This window comes from Streptomyces sp. URMC 124 (assembly GCF_051386455.1).
In the GTDB taxonomy this organism is placed as follows: domain Bacteria; phylum Actinomycetota; class Actinomycetes; order Streptomycetales; family Streptomycetaceae; genus Streptomyces.
Window position 1 is genome coordinate 1 of record NZ_JBPQTS010000091.1, and the last position, 16,659, is coordinate 16,659.

A 16,659-nucleotide genomic window follows, 5' to 3' on the forward strand; every position below is an offset into this window, starting at 1 on the left:
ACCCGCCCCCCGCACCTTCCGCACCTCCGTCCGGACCCGCCACCACCGACCCCCATTGAAGGAGGGCTGTCATGACGAAGCGTCCGCGCCCGCCGAAGACGGTCCGTACGGCGCGAGCCGTGCTGGCCGCGTTCCTGACGGCCGCCGCGATCGCGGGGGCCGCGCCGGCACCCGCTCCGGCGGGCGCCCCCGTCCACGTCCGGCCCGCCGCGCGCGCCGGAGGGCACGAGCGCACCCAGGCCGCCCTGGACGCCGCCGTCAAGGCGGGCGCCCCCGGAGCCCTGGCCCGCGTTCGCGACGCACACGGCACCTGGAACGGCTCCGCGGGCCTTGCCGACCTGTACACCAAGCGGCCCAGGCTCGCTCGGGACCGGTTCCGCGCCGGCAGCATCGGCAAGCCCTTCACCGCCACCGTCCTGCTGCAACTGGAGGCCGAGCACCGGCTCACTCTGGACGACACCGTCGAGAGGTGGCTGCCCGGCCTGGTGCAGGGGCACGGCAACGACGGCCGCAGGATCACCCTGCGCCAGCTCCTCCAGCACACCAGCGGGCTCTACGACTACACCGGGGACCCGGAAGTCCTGAGGAACCTCACCACCACCGCGTTCCTCGAACACCGCTACGACCGCTGGACACCCCAGCGGATCGTGCGGACCGCGACGGCCCACCCGCCGGACTTCGCACCGGGCACCCGCTACGCGTACACCCCCACCGGCTACGTCCTCGCCGCCCTCGTCGTGGAGAAGGCGACCGGGCGGCCCTACGAGGAAGAGGTGGAGCGCCGGATCATCGCACCGCTCGGCCTGCACTCCACCCGCCTGCCGCGCCACCAGCGCACGGTCCCGGCGCCGGCCGGACGCAACTACAGCCGGTTCACCGACGACCCGGACCGCAGGATGCACGACGTCACCGACTTCGACCCCTCGCTGCTCTGGGCCACCGGAGACCTGATCAGCACCGGGGCCGACCTCGACCGCTTCCTCACCGCCCTGCTCCAGGGCAGGCTGCTGCCGCCCGCGCAGCAGCGCGAGCTGAGGACGACCATCCCCACCGGTGAGGATCCGGACACGCAGTACGGCCTGGGGCTGTTCCGGTACAGGCTCTGCGGGACGGAAGTGTGGGGTCACACCGGTCTGTTCGTGGGGACGCAGAGCATCGCCTTCGTCTCGGCGGACACCCGGCACAGCCTCGTCCTGAACTTCAACACCGACACCCTGAGCGACACGGACGCCGCCGGCGACGTCTTCAAGGCGGAGTTCTGCCCCGCCTGAGCCCGCCGGCCGCGCCGGTCGGCCGGTCGGCTCATCAGCCGGCCGGGGCCGGCACCCCCACCCCGTCAGGCGCTGCCCATCACCGCCGCGAAGGCCGCCGGGTCGGCGTCGAAGCCGCGGACGGTGGGGCGGTACTCCCACGTGCCCCGGCCGGTGCGGACGAACTCCACGACCGTCGCCGCCGTGGCTCCCGCGACCGCCGCGAAGTCGTCCGCGGACAGCTCGTTGTACCCCTCCGTGACGCGGACGCCGGTGTTGGCGACGTCTCCGAAGGTCTTGCGGCCGCCGCCCTGCTGTATGGCCACCCCGACGACGACGCGGGCGTACGAGGGCGAGAGCCGGTCGAGCTCCAGTGTCATGACCTCGTCCGAGCCCAGCCCCATGCCGGTGCGGCTGTCGCGGTTGAGGAGGATGGTGCCGTCGGGCGAACGGCTGTCGAAGTGCACGAGATAGGCGGGCTTGCCGTACGGATCCTCCGCGGTGTACGTGGCCGCGATGAGGTCGAGGTCGTTGTCGGGCGTGCCCATCGGGCTCGGATCCCATCTCAGTGACACCTGGACCTTGGCCAGGCCCTTGCTGAGGCTGCCCGCCTCCTTGTTGAGTCCGCTCACCGGTACATCCCCTCCCACTTCCGTGTTCCTGGTGCACTCCCACCTTGCCGCCGGAACCACCGGCGCCGCTACCCCGGGTGGCGCGCCTCCCGGTGAACTGCAGGATCACGTAGGGGAGATCCCTCCGGGGCGACGGTGCGTGCCCCGTGCCGGCGCGGCGTCGGCAGCCACCAGTTGGCGCGGCCCGCCAGGCGCATCACGGCGGGCACCAGGAGCGGGCGGATCACCGCGGCGTCGAGCACGACCGACAGGGCGGTCGTGACGGCGAGGAGCTTCATGAGCGCGACCTCGGCCGTGGCCAGGGCCAGCAGGACCGTCAGGACGAGCGCGGCGGAGGCGGTGAACAGCGGCGCCGCCGCCTGGAGCCCGGCGGCCGTCGCCCGTACGGTGTCGCCGGTGCGGGCATGGGCCTCGCCGATGCGGGCCAGGAGCAGGATCTCGTAGTCCAGGGACAGCCCGAAGGCCAGGCAGAAGGCGACGACCGGCATGACGATGCTGACCGTGCCCGTGGCCGTGAAGTCGCCCACCAGCCACTTCAGGTGGCCCTGCTGGAAGACGAACACCATCGCGCCGAAGGTCGCGGTCAGGCTGAGCAGGTTGACCGCGAGCGCCTTGAGCGGCAGGAACACGCTGCGCGTGAAGGCCAGGAGCAGGGCGAACGTGGCGACGGCCATCGCCCCCAGGGCCCACGGCAGCCGCTGCGCGAGGGCGTGCCGGGCGTCCCGGAACTGTGCCGTGGGGCCGCCGACGAGCGGCGGCGCCGATGCCCGTGCCTCCTGCAGCCGGGCGACGAGCGCGGTGGACGCCGGGGCGTACGGCTCCGTCGCGCCGCTGACCGCCAGCCAGGTGCCCGCCGGAGAGGTGAAGTGCCGCAGCGCCGGGCAGCCCGGCAGCGTGCCGCGGGCGGGAGAGGCCGCGGTGGGGCAGGCCAGGGGGAGGTCGTGGCCGAGCACGTAGGAGCCGGTAGCGGTCCGTACCCCCTGGACGCCGGGGAGGGCCGACAGTCGCCGGGCGTACGCGTCCAGCCCGGCGATGCGGTCCGGGCGGTCGGGGCGCCAGCCGGGGAGGGCGACCTCGACGGGGTTGCGCAGCTGGGGGAAGCCGTCCCGCAGCTCCTGCGTCGCCCGTACTTCCGGTGCGTTGCGGGGCAGGACCCGGTCGTCGCTGAACCCGAAGGCCACCTGGCGGAAGGGCAGCGCGAGGACGAGCAGGGCGCCGGTGGCGAGCGCCGTGACGAGCAGCGGCCGGCGCATCACGCGCAGGGCCAGCCGCCGCCACCCGCGCCCGGCGCGGCCCGGCGGGCGGCGCCGGCGGGCGAACAGGTCGCCCCGGCCGATCGCCCGGGGGAAGCAGGCCAGTGCGGCCGGGACGAGCACCAGGGCGGCGAGCGCCGAGAGCAGCACCACGCTGACCCCGGCGTAGGCCATCGACCGCAGGAAGTACAAGGGGAACGCCAGCAGGCCGAGCAGACACAGCGCCACGGCCGCCGCCGAGACGACGACGATCCGCCCGGCCGACCGGACCGCGCCTGCCAGTGCGTCCTCCGGCGGGCTCCCGGCGGCGATCTCCTCGCGGTAGCGCGCCACCAGATAGAGGCTGTAGTCGACGGAGAGCGCGAGCCCGACCGCGCCGGTGAGGTTCAGCGCGAACGTCGACACTTCGGTCACGGCGGTCAGGCCGCGCAGCACCGCCAGGGTGCCGGCCACCGCGACCGCGCCCACCGCGAGCGGCAGACAGGCCGCGGCCACGCTCCCGAAGACGAACAGGAGCAGCAGCAACGTGGCGGGAAGGGCGATCAGTTCGGTGCGCAGCAGGTCCCGCTCGCTGTAGCGCTCCAGAGCGCGGTCGAGGACGGCGTGGCCGGTCGCCCGGACGCGCAGGGGCCCTTGGGGCCCGGTGAAGGCCGGCAACAGGCGTTCGACGGCCGCCCGTGCGGCCTGTCCGCCTCCCTCCAGCCGCACCGTGACGAGCGCGGTCCGGGCATCGTCCGAGCGCAGCGCGGCATCGTCCACCTCGGTCGCGCCCGCCGGCGCCCTGCCGCCGGCCGCCGCGGGGCACGAGCCGCGGGTGACCGGGCCGGTCCAGTAGGAGTCGACGCCGGTCACCCCGTGTTCGCGGCACAGGCGGCCGGTCAGGGCCAGGCCCGCAGCGCGCGCCGCGGGCGCGTCCACCGACTCCGGCGCGCGGGCCAGCAGGACGACGTCGGGGGCGCCCGCGTGGAAGTGGTCGGTCAGCAGGGCCTCGGCGCGGGCCGAGGGGGAGCCGGGCGCCGTCCAGCCGCCGCCCGACAGCCGGGCCGCCACCCCGTGGCCGAGCAGGGCGCAGGCGACGGCGGCGAGCGCGGCCAGGGCGAGGACCGGGCGCCGGTGCCGGGCGCAGGCGCGGGCCAGCGACGTCAGCACGGCGCCTGGCCCGCGGGGTCCGTGGCCGGGCCGGGCTGCGGGGGCACGCCGGGCCGGGACGCGGTCGCAGGTCCGGTGCCCGGCGCGGACGGCGGGGCGACCGGCTCCGCTCCCAGGCCCAGCCGCAGCTGCACGATGCGTGCCATGTCGAGGATCGTGCCGCCGCTGCGCATCAGCTCCATGGGCGGCACCTGGACGTCGAAGCGGCGCCGCAGGGCGGCGAGGAGCTCGGCGGCCATGAGGGAGTCCACGCCGTAGTCCTCGATCCGCCGGGCCGGGTCGATGCGGCCCGGGTCGAGGTGGAGGATGTCGGCCAGGATCCGTACGAGGCTCGCGGTCAGCGCGTGCAGGGCGTCCGCGGGGCTCATCGCCGACAGGGCCTGCACGATCTCCTCGTGCGTGCGGCCGGTCTCCTCGTCGGGCTCGGGGACCAGCTGCCCGTACCGCGGCGCGCCGAGCGCGGGCAGGCAGGCGCGCATCCGCGCCCAGTTGTAGCGGCCGACCCCGGCGACCTCCGTGCCGTCGCTCAGCAGCACGCCGGCCGCGTCGAACACCTCGCGCGGGGAGAGCGCTTCGACGCCGCCGCTCTCCAGGGCGCGGGCGAGGCCGTTGCGGGCCACGTAACCGGTGCCGCCGAGGGCGCCCCACCCCACGGCCAGGCCCGCCTCGCCGTCGTGCCGGCGCCGGCGGACCAGCGCTTCGAGGAAGAGGTTGCCGGCGGCGTAGGGGGCCTGGGTGACCTGGCCGACGCGTGCGGCGACGGAGGAGAACACCAGGAACAGCTCCAGGTCCTCCCGGCCGCGCGTGAGCGCGTCGAGCACGGCCGCGCCCCCGGCCTTGGGGGCCAGTACGGCGCGGAACCGGTCGTCGGTGAGCTCGTCCAGGGGGGCGTCGTCCAGGTGCATGGCGCAGTGCACCACGCCGCGCAGCCGGTGCCCGCCCGCGTCGATCTCCTCCACCACGCGCCGCATGGAGGCCGGGTCGGCGACGTCCGCCGCGTACGGCACGGCGCGCACCCCCCGCCGCTCCAGGGCGGCGAGCAGGGCCTCGCAGCCAGGGGTGCGTTCCCCCCTGCGCCCGACGAGGGCCACGTGGCGCGCGCCGTGGTCGGCGAGCCAGTGCGCGGTGGCCGCGCCGTAGCCGCCGAGGCCTCCGGTGACGAGGTAGGTGGCGCCGGCGTCCAGGCGCGGGGTGCGGACCAGGGGCTCGACCAGGGCGGGCTCGTCGAGCGGGTCGAAGGAGACGACGACCTTGCCGATGTGCCGGGAGTGCTGCAGGAGGCGGAAGGCCTCGTCGGCGCGCGCGGCGGGGAAGACCGTGTGCGGCAGCGGCCGGTAGTCGCCCGCCTGGATGCGCTCCTTGACCTCGGCGAACAGGGAAGCGGCCCGTCCGGGGTCGGCCAGCAGGGCGAGGAGGTTGACGCCGAAGAACGCGAGGTCGCGCTCGAAGGGGCGCAGCAGCAGCCGGTTGTTCTCCAGGATGTCGCGCTTGCCGAGCTCGACGAAGCGTCCGCCCGGCCGGAGCAGCTCCAGGCTGCGGGAGACGGCTTCGCCCGCGAGGGAGTTGAGGACGACGTCGACGCCGCGCCCGCCGGTCAGCTCCCGCACGCGCCCGGCGAAGGCCAGGCTGCGGGAGTCCAGGACGTGCTCGACGCCCAGGGCGCGCAGCAGGTCGCGCTTGGCGGGGCTGCCCGCCGTGGCGATGACCTGTGCGCCGTGCAGCCGTGCGTACTGCAGGGCGGCGAGCCCGACGCCCCCCGCCCCGCCGTGGACGAGCACGGTCTCCCCGGCCGCCAGTCCGGCCTGCCAACCCAGGCCGTAATGGACGGTCAGGAAGACCGCGGGCAAGGTGGCCGCCTCGGCGAAGCCCGTCCCGTCGGGGATCTTGGCGACGGCGTCCGCGGAGGTGACCATGTGGGAGGCCAGGCAGTCGGTGCCGCTGGCGAACACCCGCTCGCCGACGGCGAACCCGGTGACGCCCGGTCCGACGGCGGCGACCGTCCCGGCGCACTCCAGTCCGTAGACCGCGTCGAACCGCCCGTCGGCGGTGTCCTCGCCGGCCAGGGCCCCGGTGGCCAGGACCACGTCCCGGTAGTTCAGCGCGGCCGCCCGCACGGTGATGAGCACCTGACCCGGGCCCGGCGCCGGGCGTTGCGCCTCCACCCACGCCGGGCGGAAGGACAGACCGGGCTCGCGGACCTCCAGGGCGAAGGCGTCGACGGCGGAGGCGGGCACGAGGGGCCGGGCGAACTCCCGGTCGCGCGGGACGAACCGGCCGCCGCCCTCGGTGAGGACGACCTCGCTCTCCTCCGAGGGGGCGAGGAGCTCCCGGGCGAGGCGGTCCGCGTCGGTCGCCGTGTCACCGCTGCGCGCGAGGGAGAGCCGGCGCGTCGTCAGCGAGGCCTGCTCGTTGGCGAAGCACTGCGCCATGCCCCACGCGGCGGCGTCCGCGGGAGCGGGCCCCTGCCCTCCGGGCTCCGGGACGGCTCCGCAGGGCCGCGTCACCAGCCACAGGGAGATGCTTTCGCTGCCGGTCAGCCGCCCGCACGCCACCGCAAGGGCGCGCAGCACCGCACCGCGCCGGGTCGCCCGCTCCACCAGCTCGCGCGGATCGTCGGCGCCGGCGGGGGCCAGCACCAGGACGATCACCGTTTCCCGGGACAGCAGCGGGGCCCACGCGGCGGGGTCCGCGCCGGCCACGGTGGTGTGCACTTCGACGGCGTCGGCCGCCCGCAGGAGGCCCGCGGTGGCCCCCACGAGGCCGTCCTCCTCCGGGGCCTCGGAGGCGATGACCCAGGCGGTGCCGATGCCCGCGGCGGGCAGCGCCGCGGGCGGCACCGGCCGGCCGGCGCGGGCGGTGAGGAAGACGGAGAAGTCCTCGCGGGCCGGCTCGGCGTCGTCACCGGTCCGCACGGTGCCGGTGAAGCCGCAGCGCGCGAGGAGCTCGCCCCACTCCTCGCGGCCGAGCAGGGGCGAGCGGGGCCGCAGCCCGGCGTCGTTGCGGTGCCAGAAGCCCTCCAGCGTGCCGAAGAAGGGCATGAGGACCAGCGGGTCGTGGCTCTCCAGCACCAGCAGCAGGCCGCCCGGGGCGGTGAGTGATGCCACCCGGCGCACGGCCGCCTCCAGGTCGGCGCTCGCGTGCAGGGAGCCGGCCGCGACCACCAGGTCGAAGTCGCCGGGCAGGTCCTGGCCGGCGGGGTCGGCGTCGGCGTCGAACGTGCGGTAGTCCACGAAGTCGTACGCGGCGAAGCGCTGGCGGGCCCGCGCGAAACACGACGACGAGACGTCCGTGAAGAGGTAGCGGGTGCGGTCGGCCGGCAGCAGGGGCAGCAGCGCCGCGGTGGTCCCGCCGGTGCCCGCGCCGATCTCCAGCACCCGCAGCGGCCGGTCCGCCGGCAGGCTCGCCACGGCCTCCCGCACCAGGGCCTGCGCGACGCGGTTGTGGAAGCGCAGCAGCGGCGCCACGTCGTAGAGCTGTTCGAGGGACGACGTAGCGCCCTCGACCCCCAGCAGGTCCTGCGGGTCGCGCGCCCCCCGCAGGACGTCACCGAGGTGGAGGAACTGGCGCACGACCAGCGTCAGTTCGGTGGCGAACGCCGGCTGGTCCCGCAGCGCCTCGCGCAGCATGCCGATCGCGTCCCGGGGCGCGGCCTCCCGCAGCCAGCGGCCGTCCGGCTCCTGCCGCACCAGCCCGTAGCGGGCCATGGAGGCCAGCATCAGCTCCATCGCCTGCCGGTGCCCCGGCAGCATGCCGCCCGCGACGAGGTCGCCCACCGTGAACGAGCCGTTCCCGTCCGGCAGGAGCCCGGGGAGCGCAGTGGCGTAGGCGTGGGCCGCCGCCTGCTGCAGCCGGGCGGCGAAGCGCGGGTAGCCGGTCGTGCGCCAGTCGCGGCGCAGGGCCAGGATCCGGCTCGCGGCCCGTTCGGCGATCTCCTGCGGGGCCGCCACGGGCGCGGGGTGCGGACCGCCGGGGCGAGGGGCGGCACGCAGCACCGTCTCCTGGCGGGTCACCGGCGTCCGCCGCGCCCCCGTCAGGCGCCGCATGCGGCACCCCTTCAGCTCCACCGCGACCGTGCCGTCCTCGTCGGTGACGGTGATGTCCCAGCACACCTCCGTCGCCGTGCGGCCCCGCTCGCGCAGGTGCACCGCCCCCTTGGGCGCCGGGCTGCGCCAGACGCGGACCGCGTCCATCGCCGCCGGCAGGTACGTGTGCCCCGCGAGGACCTCCTCGTCCAGCAGGGGCGCACCCGTCTGCACCGCCCCGTCCAGCAGGGCCGGGCTGACGTCGAGCCCCTCCAGCGGACCGGGATCGCTGTAGGCGGCGACGACCTCGTCCTCGCCCGCCCACAACTCGTCCAGCACCCGGAACGAGGGGCCGTAGCCGAGACCGGCCTCGCCGACCTGCCGGTAGTGCTCCTCGCCGCCCACCCTGCGGCCGCACCGGGCCCGGGCCGCCACCAGATCGACCGGTGCCGGAGGCCGGCCCCACCGGGCCCGCACCCGACCGCGCGCGTGCCTGCGCTGCGCGGTGACCTGGTCGTCCGTGCTGCTGATGAGCACCACCCCGTCCTCGGGGTCGAACGACACCTGCGTGTGCACCCGGCCCGGCTCGCCCCACGGCACGAACAGCGGCCGGACGAACTCCAGATGGTCGGCCTCCACCGCCGTGTCCAGCACCCTGCGGCCCGCGGCCAGGGCCATCTCCACGTACGCGGTCGCGGGCATGACGACGGACCCGCCGAGCTTGTGGTCGGCCACCCATCCCAGCCGGGCCGGCTCGACCGCGCCGTGCCACACCGGCAGCGGCGCCGGCATGCGCTCGCCCAGCAGCGGGTGTTCCGTACGGCCGTCCCCGCTGCTGCGCACCCACGACTCCGGGCCGCCGCTCCAGTGCCGTTCGCGCTGCCAGGGGTAGGCGGGCAGCGAAGCCACCCGGCCCGGGCGGGGGAAGCACGCGCTCCAGTCGGCCTCGGCACCGGCTGCGAGGAGGGCGGCCACCGCCGTGCGCAGCGCCCGCACACCGTCGTCGCCCTTGCGCAGCGTACGGGTGACCGCCCGCAGCCCGGGCGCGTCGTGGGCGGCGGTGATGCGCCGCAGGTAGCTCTGCAGCACCGGCTGCGGGCCGATCTCCAGGAAGATGTCGGCGCCCAGGCCGAGCGCCTGCTCGACGGCGTCCGCGAACAGCACCGGTTCGCGGACGTTGCGCCACCAGTACTCCGCGTCCAGCCCGGTCCCCTCCACCGCCGCGCCGGTGACGGTGGACAGCAGGGGCACGCGCACCGGGGACGGGTCCAGGCCGTCGAGGGCCCTGTGCAGGGGCGCGCGCAGCGGGTCCATGGCGGCGCTGTGGAAGGCGTGGTCCAGGTCGAGTTCGGCGCAGACCACACCCTGCCCGGCCAGGCTTCCCAGCAGCCGGTAGAGCTGCTTGCGGGGGCCGGCGACCGTGACGTCCCGCCGGGTGTTGACCCCCGCGATCTCCAGCCCGGGGTATCCGGCCAGCAGGTCCTCGGCCTGCTCCCGGGACATGCCGACGGCCGCCATCCGCCCGCAGCCGGCCACCGCCGCCTGGGCCCGGCTGCGTTCGGCGATCACCCACGCCGCCTGGTCGAGGGTCAGCGCCCCCGCGGCGTAGGCCGCCGCGACCTCGCCGACGCTGTGGCCCAGCACGGCCGACGGCGTGATGCCGTGGGCGCGCAGCACGGCCACCACGCCGGTCTGCAGCGTGAACAGCAGCGGCTGGGCCACCTCCGTGGCCTTCAGGCGCCCCGGCGAGGGCTGCGCCAGCTCGCGCGCGACCGACCAGCCCAGCCGCGGGGCCAGCGCCTCGTCCACGGCTTCCACGGCCGCCCGGAAGGCGGGTTCCGTGGCGAGCAGGTCCGCGCCCATGCCCGCCCACTGCGAGCCGTTGCCGGAGAACGCGAACGCGACCCTGCCCTGCCGGACCGCCTCCCCGGTGACGGCCTCGACGGCCGGGCCCGCCGGAGCCGGCTGCGCGGGGAGCGCGGAGCGGCGGGCCAGCCGCCCCAGGGCCTGCGCCGCCTCATCCGGCCCGTCCGCCAGAACGGCCGCCCGGTAGGGGTGTTTGCCGCGCCGCGCACAGCTGGTGTGGGCCAGGTCGTAGAACTCCTCGGGCCCCGCCTGCGCCAGGCGCTCCGCCGTCCGCGCCGCGGCCTGGGCGAGGGCCTCAGGCGTGCGGGCGGAGACCACGAACGGCAGCGTGCACGTCCGGTCGGCCGCGTGCCGGGCACGCCGCGGAGGAGCGGGCGGGGCCGCGACGACGGCGTGGGCGTTGGCACCCCCGAAGCCGAACGAGTTGACGCCCGCGACCGGCCGCCCCGGCACCTCGCCGACGGAGCGCGCCTGCGTGGCCGGAGCGAGCCCCAGGCCCTCGAAGTCGATGCCGGGGTTGAGGGGCAGGGCGTGCAGGGTGGCGGGGATCCGGCCGTGCCGGAGCACCAGGAGCGCCTTGAACAGCCCCGCCATCCCCGAAGCCGGTTCGAGATGGCCCAGGTTGGACTTCACCGAGCCGATCGGCAGCGCCCCCGTGCGGCGGCGCGTGCCCAGCGCCCTGCCGATGGCCTCGCACTCGGCGGGGTCCCCGGCGGGCGTCCCGGTGCCGTGCGCCTCCAGGTAGACGACGTCGTCGGGATCCACGCCCGCCTGCGCGTACACCGACGTCAACAGCGCTTCCTGTGCCCGGGGGTTCGGCAGCGCCAGCCCCGCCGTCCTGCCGTCGCTGTTGGCGGCCGACGCCAGGATCACCCCGTGGATGCGGTCGCCGTCGGCCAGGGCGTCCCGCAGCAGCTTCAGCACGACGACCCCGCCGCCCTCGGCCCGCACGTAGCCGTCGGCCGCGGCCGAGAACGACGCGCACCTGCCGTGCGGCGAGAGCATCGACGCCTGCGAGAACCCGACGTACGGGTACGGGCTCAGCAGCACGTTCACGCCGGCGGAGACGGCCGTGCGGCTGGTGCCCTCGCGCAGCGTCCGGCAGGCCCGGTCCAGTGCCACGAGCGCCGACGAACACGCGGTGTCGACGGCCATGCTCGGGCCGCGCAGGTCGAAGGCGTACGAGATGCGGTTCGCGGCGATCGACGCCGCGCCGCCCGCCATCGTGTAGGCGTCGACCCCCTCGATGCGCAGCATCTGCTGCGCGCCGTAGGAGGCGTCGGAGACCCCCACGTACACGGCGGTGTCCGAGCCGGCCAGCGAGGCGGGGTCGATCGCGGCGTCGTCCAGGGCCTCGGCCGTCATCTCCAGGAGCATCCGCTGCTGGGGGTCCATCTGCGCGGCTTCCCTGGGCGAGATGCCGAAGTAGCCGGCGTCGAAGCCCGCGATGTCGTCCAGGAAGCCACCCGCCGCCGTGTAGCTCTTGCCGGGGCGCCGCGCCGACTCGTCGACGAAGCGGGCCGTCTCGAAGCGGTCGCCGGGGACCCGGGTGATCAGGTCCCGCCCCTGCTCCAGGGCCTCCCACAAGCCCGCGAGGTCGCTGATGCCACCGGGCAGCCGGCAGGCCGCCCCGACGACGGCCACGGCCCGGTCGTCCTCCGCCGAACCCTCTGAGCCCTCGGGATGCACGCGTACGACCTTTCCTGGCGGACCGGGCTCCACCGACGAGCCCGCACGGTTGGTGACCCAACGCATCTTGTCCACTACGCACGGTGAAGGCAAGCGGCCCGGGCGGGCGGAGGTCGAATGGGTGACAAGACGGAACATTTACGGCATCAGGGAGTTACTCAGTGCGCCGTCCTCCGGGACCGCGGACCGAGTGAAAGGTGTGGACGTGCTCAAGCAGGTGATGGCCGCAACGGCTCTGACGGCCTCGGCGGTCGGCATGATCGCCGGACCCGCGGCCGCCGTCGGCGACAGCCAGAAGGTGGCCAACGCCAACGGCGCGCGGACCGGCTCCGGCGCGACGCTCACCGGCGGCCACATGAGCCCGCAGACGACCGCGGTCCAGGGCACGCTCAACGACCTGTGCCTCGGTGTCGGCAAGATCGGCGTGCAGGGCCTCCTGCTCGCCAACATCGGGCTGCAGGACATCCCGGTGCTCACGGCCCAGGAGCAGCAGCAGTGCACCAAGGGATCGGTGACCGGCAACGGGAACAACCCCTTGTCGCACATCGGGGAGCGCATCTCGCTGCTGAACCGCAACGGGAGCGGCAACCGCTAGCCCCCGCCGGCCCTCCCGCTACACCTCCAGTTCCGCCTCGATCCGCCTGAGCTGGTGGCGCGCCATCGCCAGGTTGGCGCGCCGGGCGTCCAGCACCAGGTACAGGAACAGGCCGTTGCCGCCGCGGCCGGTCAGCAGCCGGATCAGGTGGTACTGCGAGCCCAGCGTGATGAGGATGTCCTCGATGGCGTCCTGGATGTTGAGCATCTCCATCGTGCGCAGCTTGGCCCGGACCACGTCCGTGTTGCCCGCCGCCGCCACGTTGAGGTCGAGGGACTGGGATCCGCCGAGGGTGCCCAGCGCCATGCCGCTGCCGTAGTCGACGAGGGCCACGCCGAGGGCACCCTCGATCGAGCCCATCGCGTCCTTGAGGGCCGTTTCGGTGTTCGTCATGAGGTGACTCCGCTCTGGTTGTCGGGACGGGACGTGTGGGGACGGGGTGTGTCGGAACGGGCGGCCTCGGCCTGGAGCCGTTCCGCCGGGGGAGCTTCGCTCCGGGGCGGTGCGGGAGCCCGGCGCGGGCGCCCGAGGGCGCCGTCGACCAAGGGGGCGATGCGGGCGCCGGCCCTGCGGGCCTCCAGGTTCAGGCGGCCGACGTTGGCGTCGGACGAGGCCAGGAGCGTCAGCACGCAGGAGGCCCCGGCCGCGTACGTGGCCACGTAGCCGTGCTCGCCGCTGACGAGCAGTTCGCGGAAGCCGCCGTGGCCCACGGCGTCCGTCAGCCGCGCGCCCACCCCGAGCGCCGCCGCCGTCAGCGCGGCCACGCCGTCCGGCTCCATGCCGGTGACCAGGTGCGCGATCACCAGCCCGTCGGTGCTGGCCACCATCGCCCCGGTCAGGTGCGGGACCCGGATGCGTAACCCCTGGAGCTCGGTGAGCACCTCGGGTGCGGCGGTCATCGGCTGTCTCCTTCCGGCGAGCTGTCTGAAGGCGCGCCTCATCATGGGATCGGCAGGTGCGGGGCGGCGTACGGCGCGGTCGTGCAGATCGGACAGGGAGTCACAGGGCCTCCAGGGCGTCGCGGATCCGGTACAGCAGGGAGATCTCCGGAGCGGTGGGAGGCGGCGGTCCCGGCGGGGCCGGGGCGTCCGCGCGGGGCGTGCGGACCAGGCCGGCGGCCGCCAGCCGCCGCACGTCGAGGAGGGTGGCGAAGGCCGAACGCCCCAGCGCCCGCGCGATCTGCAGCGGTGTGCGGACCCCGTCGGCGGCGGCGAGCACCGCCTGCCGCCCGCTCGCCGGGCCCGGGCCGCCCCGGCCGGCATCGCCGACGGGCACCACCGGAGCCGCGTCCACTTGCGGGCACGGCCAGGCCCGTTCCAGCAGCCTGCGCCTGCGCCCGACCTCCCGCTGGAGCACGGGCACGGGGACGGGGCGGATGGGGCCGAGCCAGTGCCGGGCCTCGCCGAGGAAGCGGTCGGGCGCGTGCTGGGACCGGTCGAGCGGGGACAGGACGAAGTAGGCCGCGTCGAACAGCGCGCTCAGGTGGCACAGTTCCAGCTCGCCGCGGCTGAGCCGGCCGCGCTCCACCAGCAGGCTGCCCGCGCGGTAGCCGGGCCCGCCCTCCGCGACGGCTTCCTCCCAGGCCTGCGGCGACAGCCGGCCGCGGGCGGTCAGCCGCCGGCCCAGGTCGGGCACGACCGGGCTCTCGGCGTGCACCACGGCGCCGTCGGCGAGGTAGAGCGCGCCCACGCGGCCGTGCAGAGCGCCGGTCGCTCCCTCGGCGGCGAGCAGGTCCAGCGTGGGGGCGGGCCGGACCGGTGCGGGTGCCGCCTCGGGTATCGCGGTGGGTATGCCGGTCACGCCAGCACCAGCTGCTCGGCCAGGCCCTTGAGCCGGAACAGCGCGACGGCGAGGTTCGCCTCGGCGCGATCCAGCCACAGGTAGAGGCAGACGCTGCTGTCGAACTCCGTCTCCACGAAGCGGAGGAGGTGGTAGCTGCCGCGTGCGGTGACGATCAGGTCCTCGACGGGCCCGCTCCGTGCGGTCGCCGCGGTGAACGCCCTGTTCTCGAAGGCGAGCCGGGCCAGCTCCGCCGCGTCGGCCGCCGCGCTCTCGTGGTCGCTCCCGGGGCCCTCGCCCGCCTCGCCCAGCGCGAGCCCGCTCGTCCAGTCCACGAGGCTCGCGCCCCGCGCGCCCGGGATGGTCATGGCTTCGGCCAGGCACCCGTCGATACCGGTCACACGATCCTCTCCAGCCCCCCGTGCCCGATTACCAATGGCGTCATCGCTGCGACGGAAGGTATTCGATGGGAGCGCGGTGAGGGGAGAGTTTTGGCATTTTCTCTCGGCACATGTGGGACGCGTGTATGGCGTGAACCGGCCGGTCCGAGTGCGTCGTGGGCGGGATGCGGCGGGGTCTACTTGACGTTGACCGCGCCCCAGGCAGCCCCGACGGTCTTGTACTCGGTGCTCGTGGTGCCGTACAGGGCGCCGGCGGCCGACAGCGTCGCGGTGCGCGCGGCCTTGTAGTTGGTGTTGGAGGTCATGTACGAGGTGAGCGCCTTGTACCAGATCTTGGCGGCCTTGTCCCGGCCGATTCCGGTGATCTTGGAGCCGTCGGACGTCGGGCTGTCGTACTGCACGCCGTTGATCTTCTTCGCGCCGCTGCCCTCGGACAGCAGGTAGAAGAAGTGGTTGGCGACGCCCGAGGAGTAGTGGACGTCCTTGCCGCCGACGCCGCTGTACCAGCTGTCGACGGAGTTACCGTCCTTGGACGGCTTGTCCATGTAGCGCAGCGGCTTGCCGTTGCCGAAGATGTCGATCTTCTCGCCGATGAGGTAGTCGCCGACGTCCGAGGAGTTGTTGGCGGAGAACTCCACCGCGGTGCCGAAGATGTCCGACGTGGCCTCGTTGAGGCCGCCGGACTCGGCGCTGTAGATCAGCTTCGCGGTCGCGGCGGTGACGCCGTGGGTCATCTCGTGGCCCGCGACGTCGATGGCGGTGAGCGGCTTCTTGTTGCCCGACCCGTCGCCGTAGGTCATGCAGAAGCAGGCGTCGCTCCAGAACGCGTTGACGTAGCTGTTGCCGTAGTGGGCGCGGGAGTAGGCGCCCTTGCCGTCGTTGCGGATGCCGTTGCGGCCGAAGGTGTTCTTGTAGAAGTCCCAGGTCACGGCCGCGCCGTAGTGGGCGTCGACGCCCGCGGTGAGCCGGCCGCCCGCCCAGGTGTCGGTCGCGTTGGAGTAGAGCGTGCCGGTGCCGGACGTCCCCTGGTTCAGGTCGTAGGTCTTGTGGCCGCCGCGCGCGCCGTCGTTGAGCTGGTAGCCGCTGCCGCTCTTGGTCGTGGTGAGCGGCACGGTGCCGCTGTACTGGCTGGTGCCGGTGCCCGTCTCGATCGCCTCGTAGCGGTAGAGCTCCGCCCCGGTCGCGGCGTCGGTGACGACGTGCAGTTCGCTCGGCGTGCCGTCGCGCTGCACGCCCTCGACGACCGTCTCGTACGCCAGGACCGGCGTGCCGGACGAGGCCCAGACGACCTTGCGCGGGGCACCCGCCGAAGGCTTCGCGGTGTGCGCCGCGGAAGCGGCCGACAGGGCGTTCTTCGCCGCCGCGGAGGCGGGCTGCGCCGCATCGGTGGAGGCGAGGGAGATGGCCGCTTCGGTGGACTTGGTGACGGAGGTGCGCCCGCCGGGTGCCCGGTGGACGACGAGGTCGCCGCCGAGGACGGGAAGTCCGGCGTAGGTGCGTTCGTAGCGGGTGTGCACGGTGCCGTCCGCGTCCTTGACGACGTCCCGGGCGACCAGCTTCTCCTGGGCGCCGAGGCCGATCTCTCCGGCCGTGGCGGCGGCGTCGTTCTGCGCGCTGCGTATCTCGGAGGCGCGCTGGTCGGGGCTCATCGGGACCGCCAGGGCGCTCGGGCCGCTCTCGGCCTGGGCACCGGCCACGCCGGTCTGCACGGCTACTGCGCACAGGGCGGCGGAGGCGAGGAGGGCGGTGGTGCGGATGGTGTGGATGCGGGGGGTGTGGATGCGGGGGGTGGGGAAGCGTCTCAACTCTGTCTCCTAGCAGGGGCGCCGGGCCGCGGCCCGGCGAGGGATCGGACATCCCAGGGCGGACTGCCCGTTGATGCAGGAGTGAATCGAGAGGATGGTGCCAGCCCGCGGTCAAAGTTGACAGGTGCGCGACAAGAAGTGGCGTGGAGTTTTCTGACGATGTCCGATTCGGAGTCGTCGCCTCCGCCCGCCCTCGCCGTACGGGGAGGGGCGGACGG

Annotated in this window: 10 protein-coding genes; 2 read left to right on the top strand and 8 right to left on the bottom strand. The window is 74.9% G+C overall.

The window, feature by feature from the left end:
- Window positions 1-71 precede the first annotated feature (71 nt).
- Window positions 72-1,271 (top strand): serine hydrolase domain-containing protein, encoded by a 1,200-nt coding sequence (locus ACSNOG_RS19660; RefSeq protein ID WP_436753971.1) that lies wholly within the window; start codon window positions 72-74, stop codon window positions 1,269-1,271.
- A gap of 65 nt (window positions 1,272-1,336) precedes the next feature.
- On the opposite strand, the gene ACSNOG_RS19665 is transcribed toward ACSNOG_RS19660, so the two are convergent.
- The 3 genes from ACSNOG_RS19665 to ACSNOG_RS19675 form a co-directional block, all read right to left on the bottom strand.
- Entirely contained in the window at window positions 1,337-1,882 is a 546-nt protein-coding gene (locus tag ACSNOG_RS19665) for a TerD family protein (protein WP_436753972.1), read from the bottom strand.
- Window positions 1,883-1,950: 68 nt separating this feature from the next.
- Window positions 1,951-4,284 (bottom strand): MMPL family transporter, encoded by a 2,334-nt coding sequence (locus ACSNOG_RS19670; RefSeq protein ID WP_436753973.1) that lies wholly within the window; start codon window positions 4,282-4,284, stop codon window positions 1,951-1,953.
- On the bottom strand, window positions 4,278-11,927 hold the full coding sequence (locus ACSNOG_RS19675) for an SDR family NAD(P)-dependent oxidoreductase (RefSeq protein ID WP_436753988.1): 7,650 nt from the start codon (window positions 11,925-11,927) through the stop codon (window positions 4,278-4,280). Before ACSNOG_RS19675 ends, ACSNOG_RS19670 begins: the two co-directional genes overlap by 7 nt.
- Before the next feature lie 139 nt (window positions 11,928-12,066).
- On the opposite strand from ACSNOG_RS19675, the gene ACSNOG_RS19680 reads away from it, so the two are divergent.
- Complete coding sequence (locus tag ACSNOG_RS19680) at window positions 12,067-12,456, top strand: rodlin (protein WP_436753974.1); 390 nt, start codon at window positions 12,067-12,069, stop codon at window positions 12,454-12,456.
- A gap of 18 nt (window positions 12,457-12,474) precedes the next feature.
- Here the strand turns inward: ACSNOG_RS19680 and ACSNOG_RS19685 are convergent, their stop codons facing one another.
- The 5 genes from ACSNOG_RS19685 to ACSNOG_RS19705 form a co-directional block, all read right to left on the bottom strand.
- On the bottom strand, window positions 12,475-12,849 hold the full coding sequence (locus ACSNOG_RS19685) for a hypothetical protein (RefSeq protein WP_436753975.1): 375 nt from the start codon (window positions 12,847-12,849) through the stop codon (window positions 12,475-12,477).
- Window positions 12,846-13,355 (bottom strand): roadblock/LC7 domain-containing protein, encoded by a 510-nt coding sequence (locus tag ACSNOG_RS19690; RefSeq protein WP_436753976.1) that lies wholly within the window; start codon window positions 13,353-13,355, stop codon window positions 12,846-12,848. The genes ACSNOG_RS19685 and ACSNOG_RS19690 overlap by 4 nt, the downstream gene beginning before the upstream one ends.
- Window positions 13,356-13,455: 100 nt before the next feature.
- Entirely contained in the window at window positions 13,456-14,256 is an 801-nt protein-coding gene (locus ACSNOG_RS19695; protein ID WP_436753977.1) for a transcriptional regulator, read from the bottom strand.
- The gene (locus ACSNOG_RS19700) at window positions 14,253-14,636 is read right to left on the bottom strand and encodes a hypothetical protein (protein WP_436753978.1); all 384 of its coding nucleotides are present in this window, start codon (window positions 14,634-14,636) and stop codon (window positions 14,253-14,255) included. The genes ACSNOG_RS19695 and ACSNOG_RS19700 overlap by 4 nt, the downstream gene beginning before the upstream one ends.
- 176 nt (window positions 14,637-14,812) lie before the next feature.
- Complete coding sequence (locus tag ACSNOG_RS19705; RefSeq protein ID WP_436753979.1) at window positions 14,813-16,441, bottom strand: M4 family metallopeptidase; 1,629 nt, start codon at window positions 16,439-16,441, stop codon at window positions 14,813-14,815.
- Between the last annotated feature and the right edge of the window lie 218 nt (window positions 16,442-16,659).

Excerpts from the sequence above, each read along its gene's own strand:
- ACSNOG_RS19660 (WP_436753971.1), top strand. The coding sequence starts at position 72 with ATGACGAAGCGTCCGCGCCCGCCGAAGACGGTCCGTACGGCGCGAGCC.
- ACSNOG_RS19675 (WP_436753988.1), bottom strand. The coding sequence starts at position 11,927 with ATGCGTTGGGTCACCAACCGTGCGGGCTCGTCGGTGGAGCCCGGTCCG.
- ACSNOG_RS19685 (WP_436753975.1), bottom strand. The coding sequence starts at position 12,849 with ATGACGAACACCGAAACGGCCCTCAAGGACGCGATGGGCTCGATCGAG.
- ACSNOG_RS19690 (WP_436753976.1), bottom strand. The coding sequence starts at position 13,355 with ATGACCGCCGCACCCGAGGTGCTCACCGAGCTCCAGGGGTTACGCATC.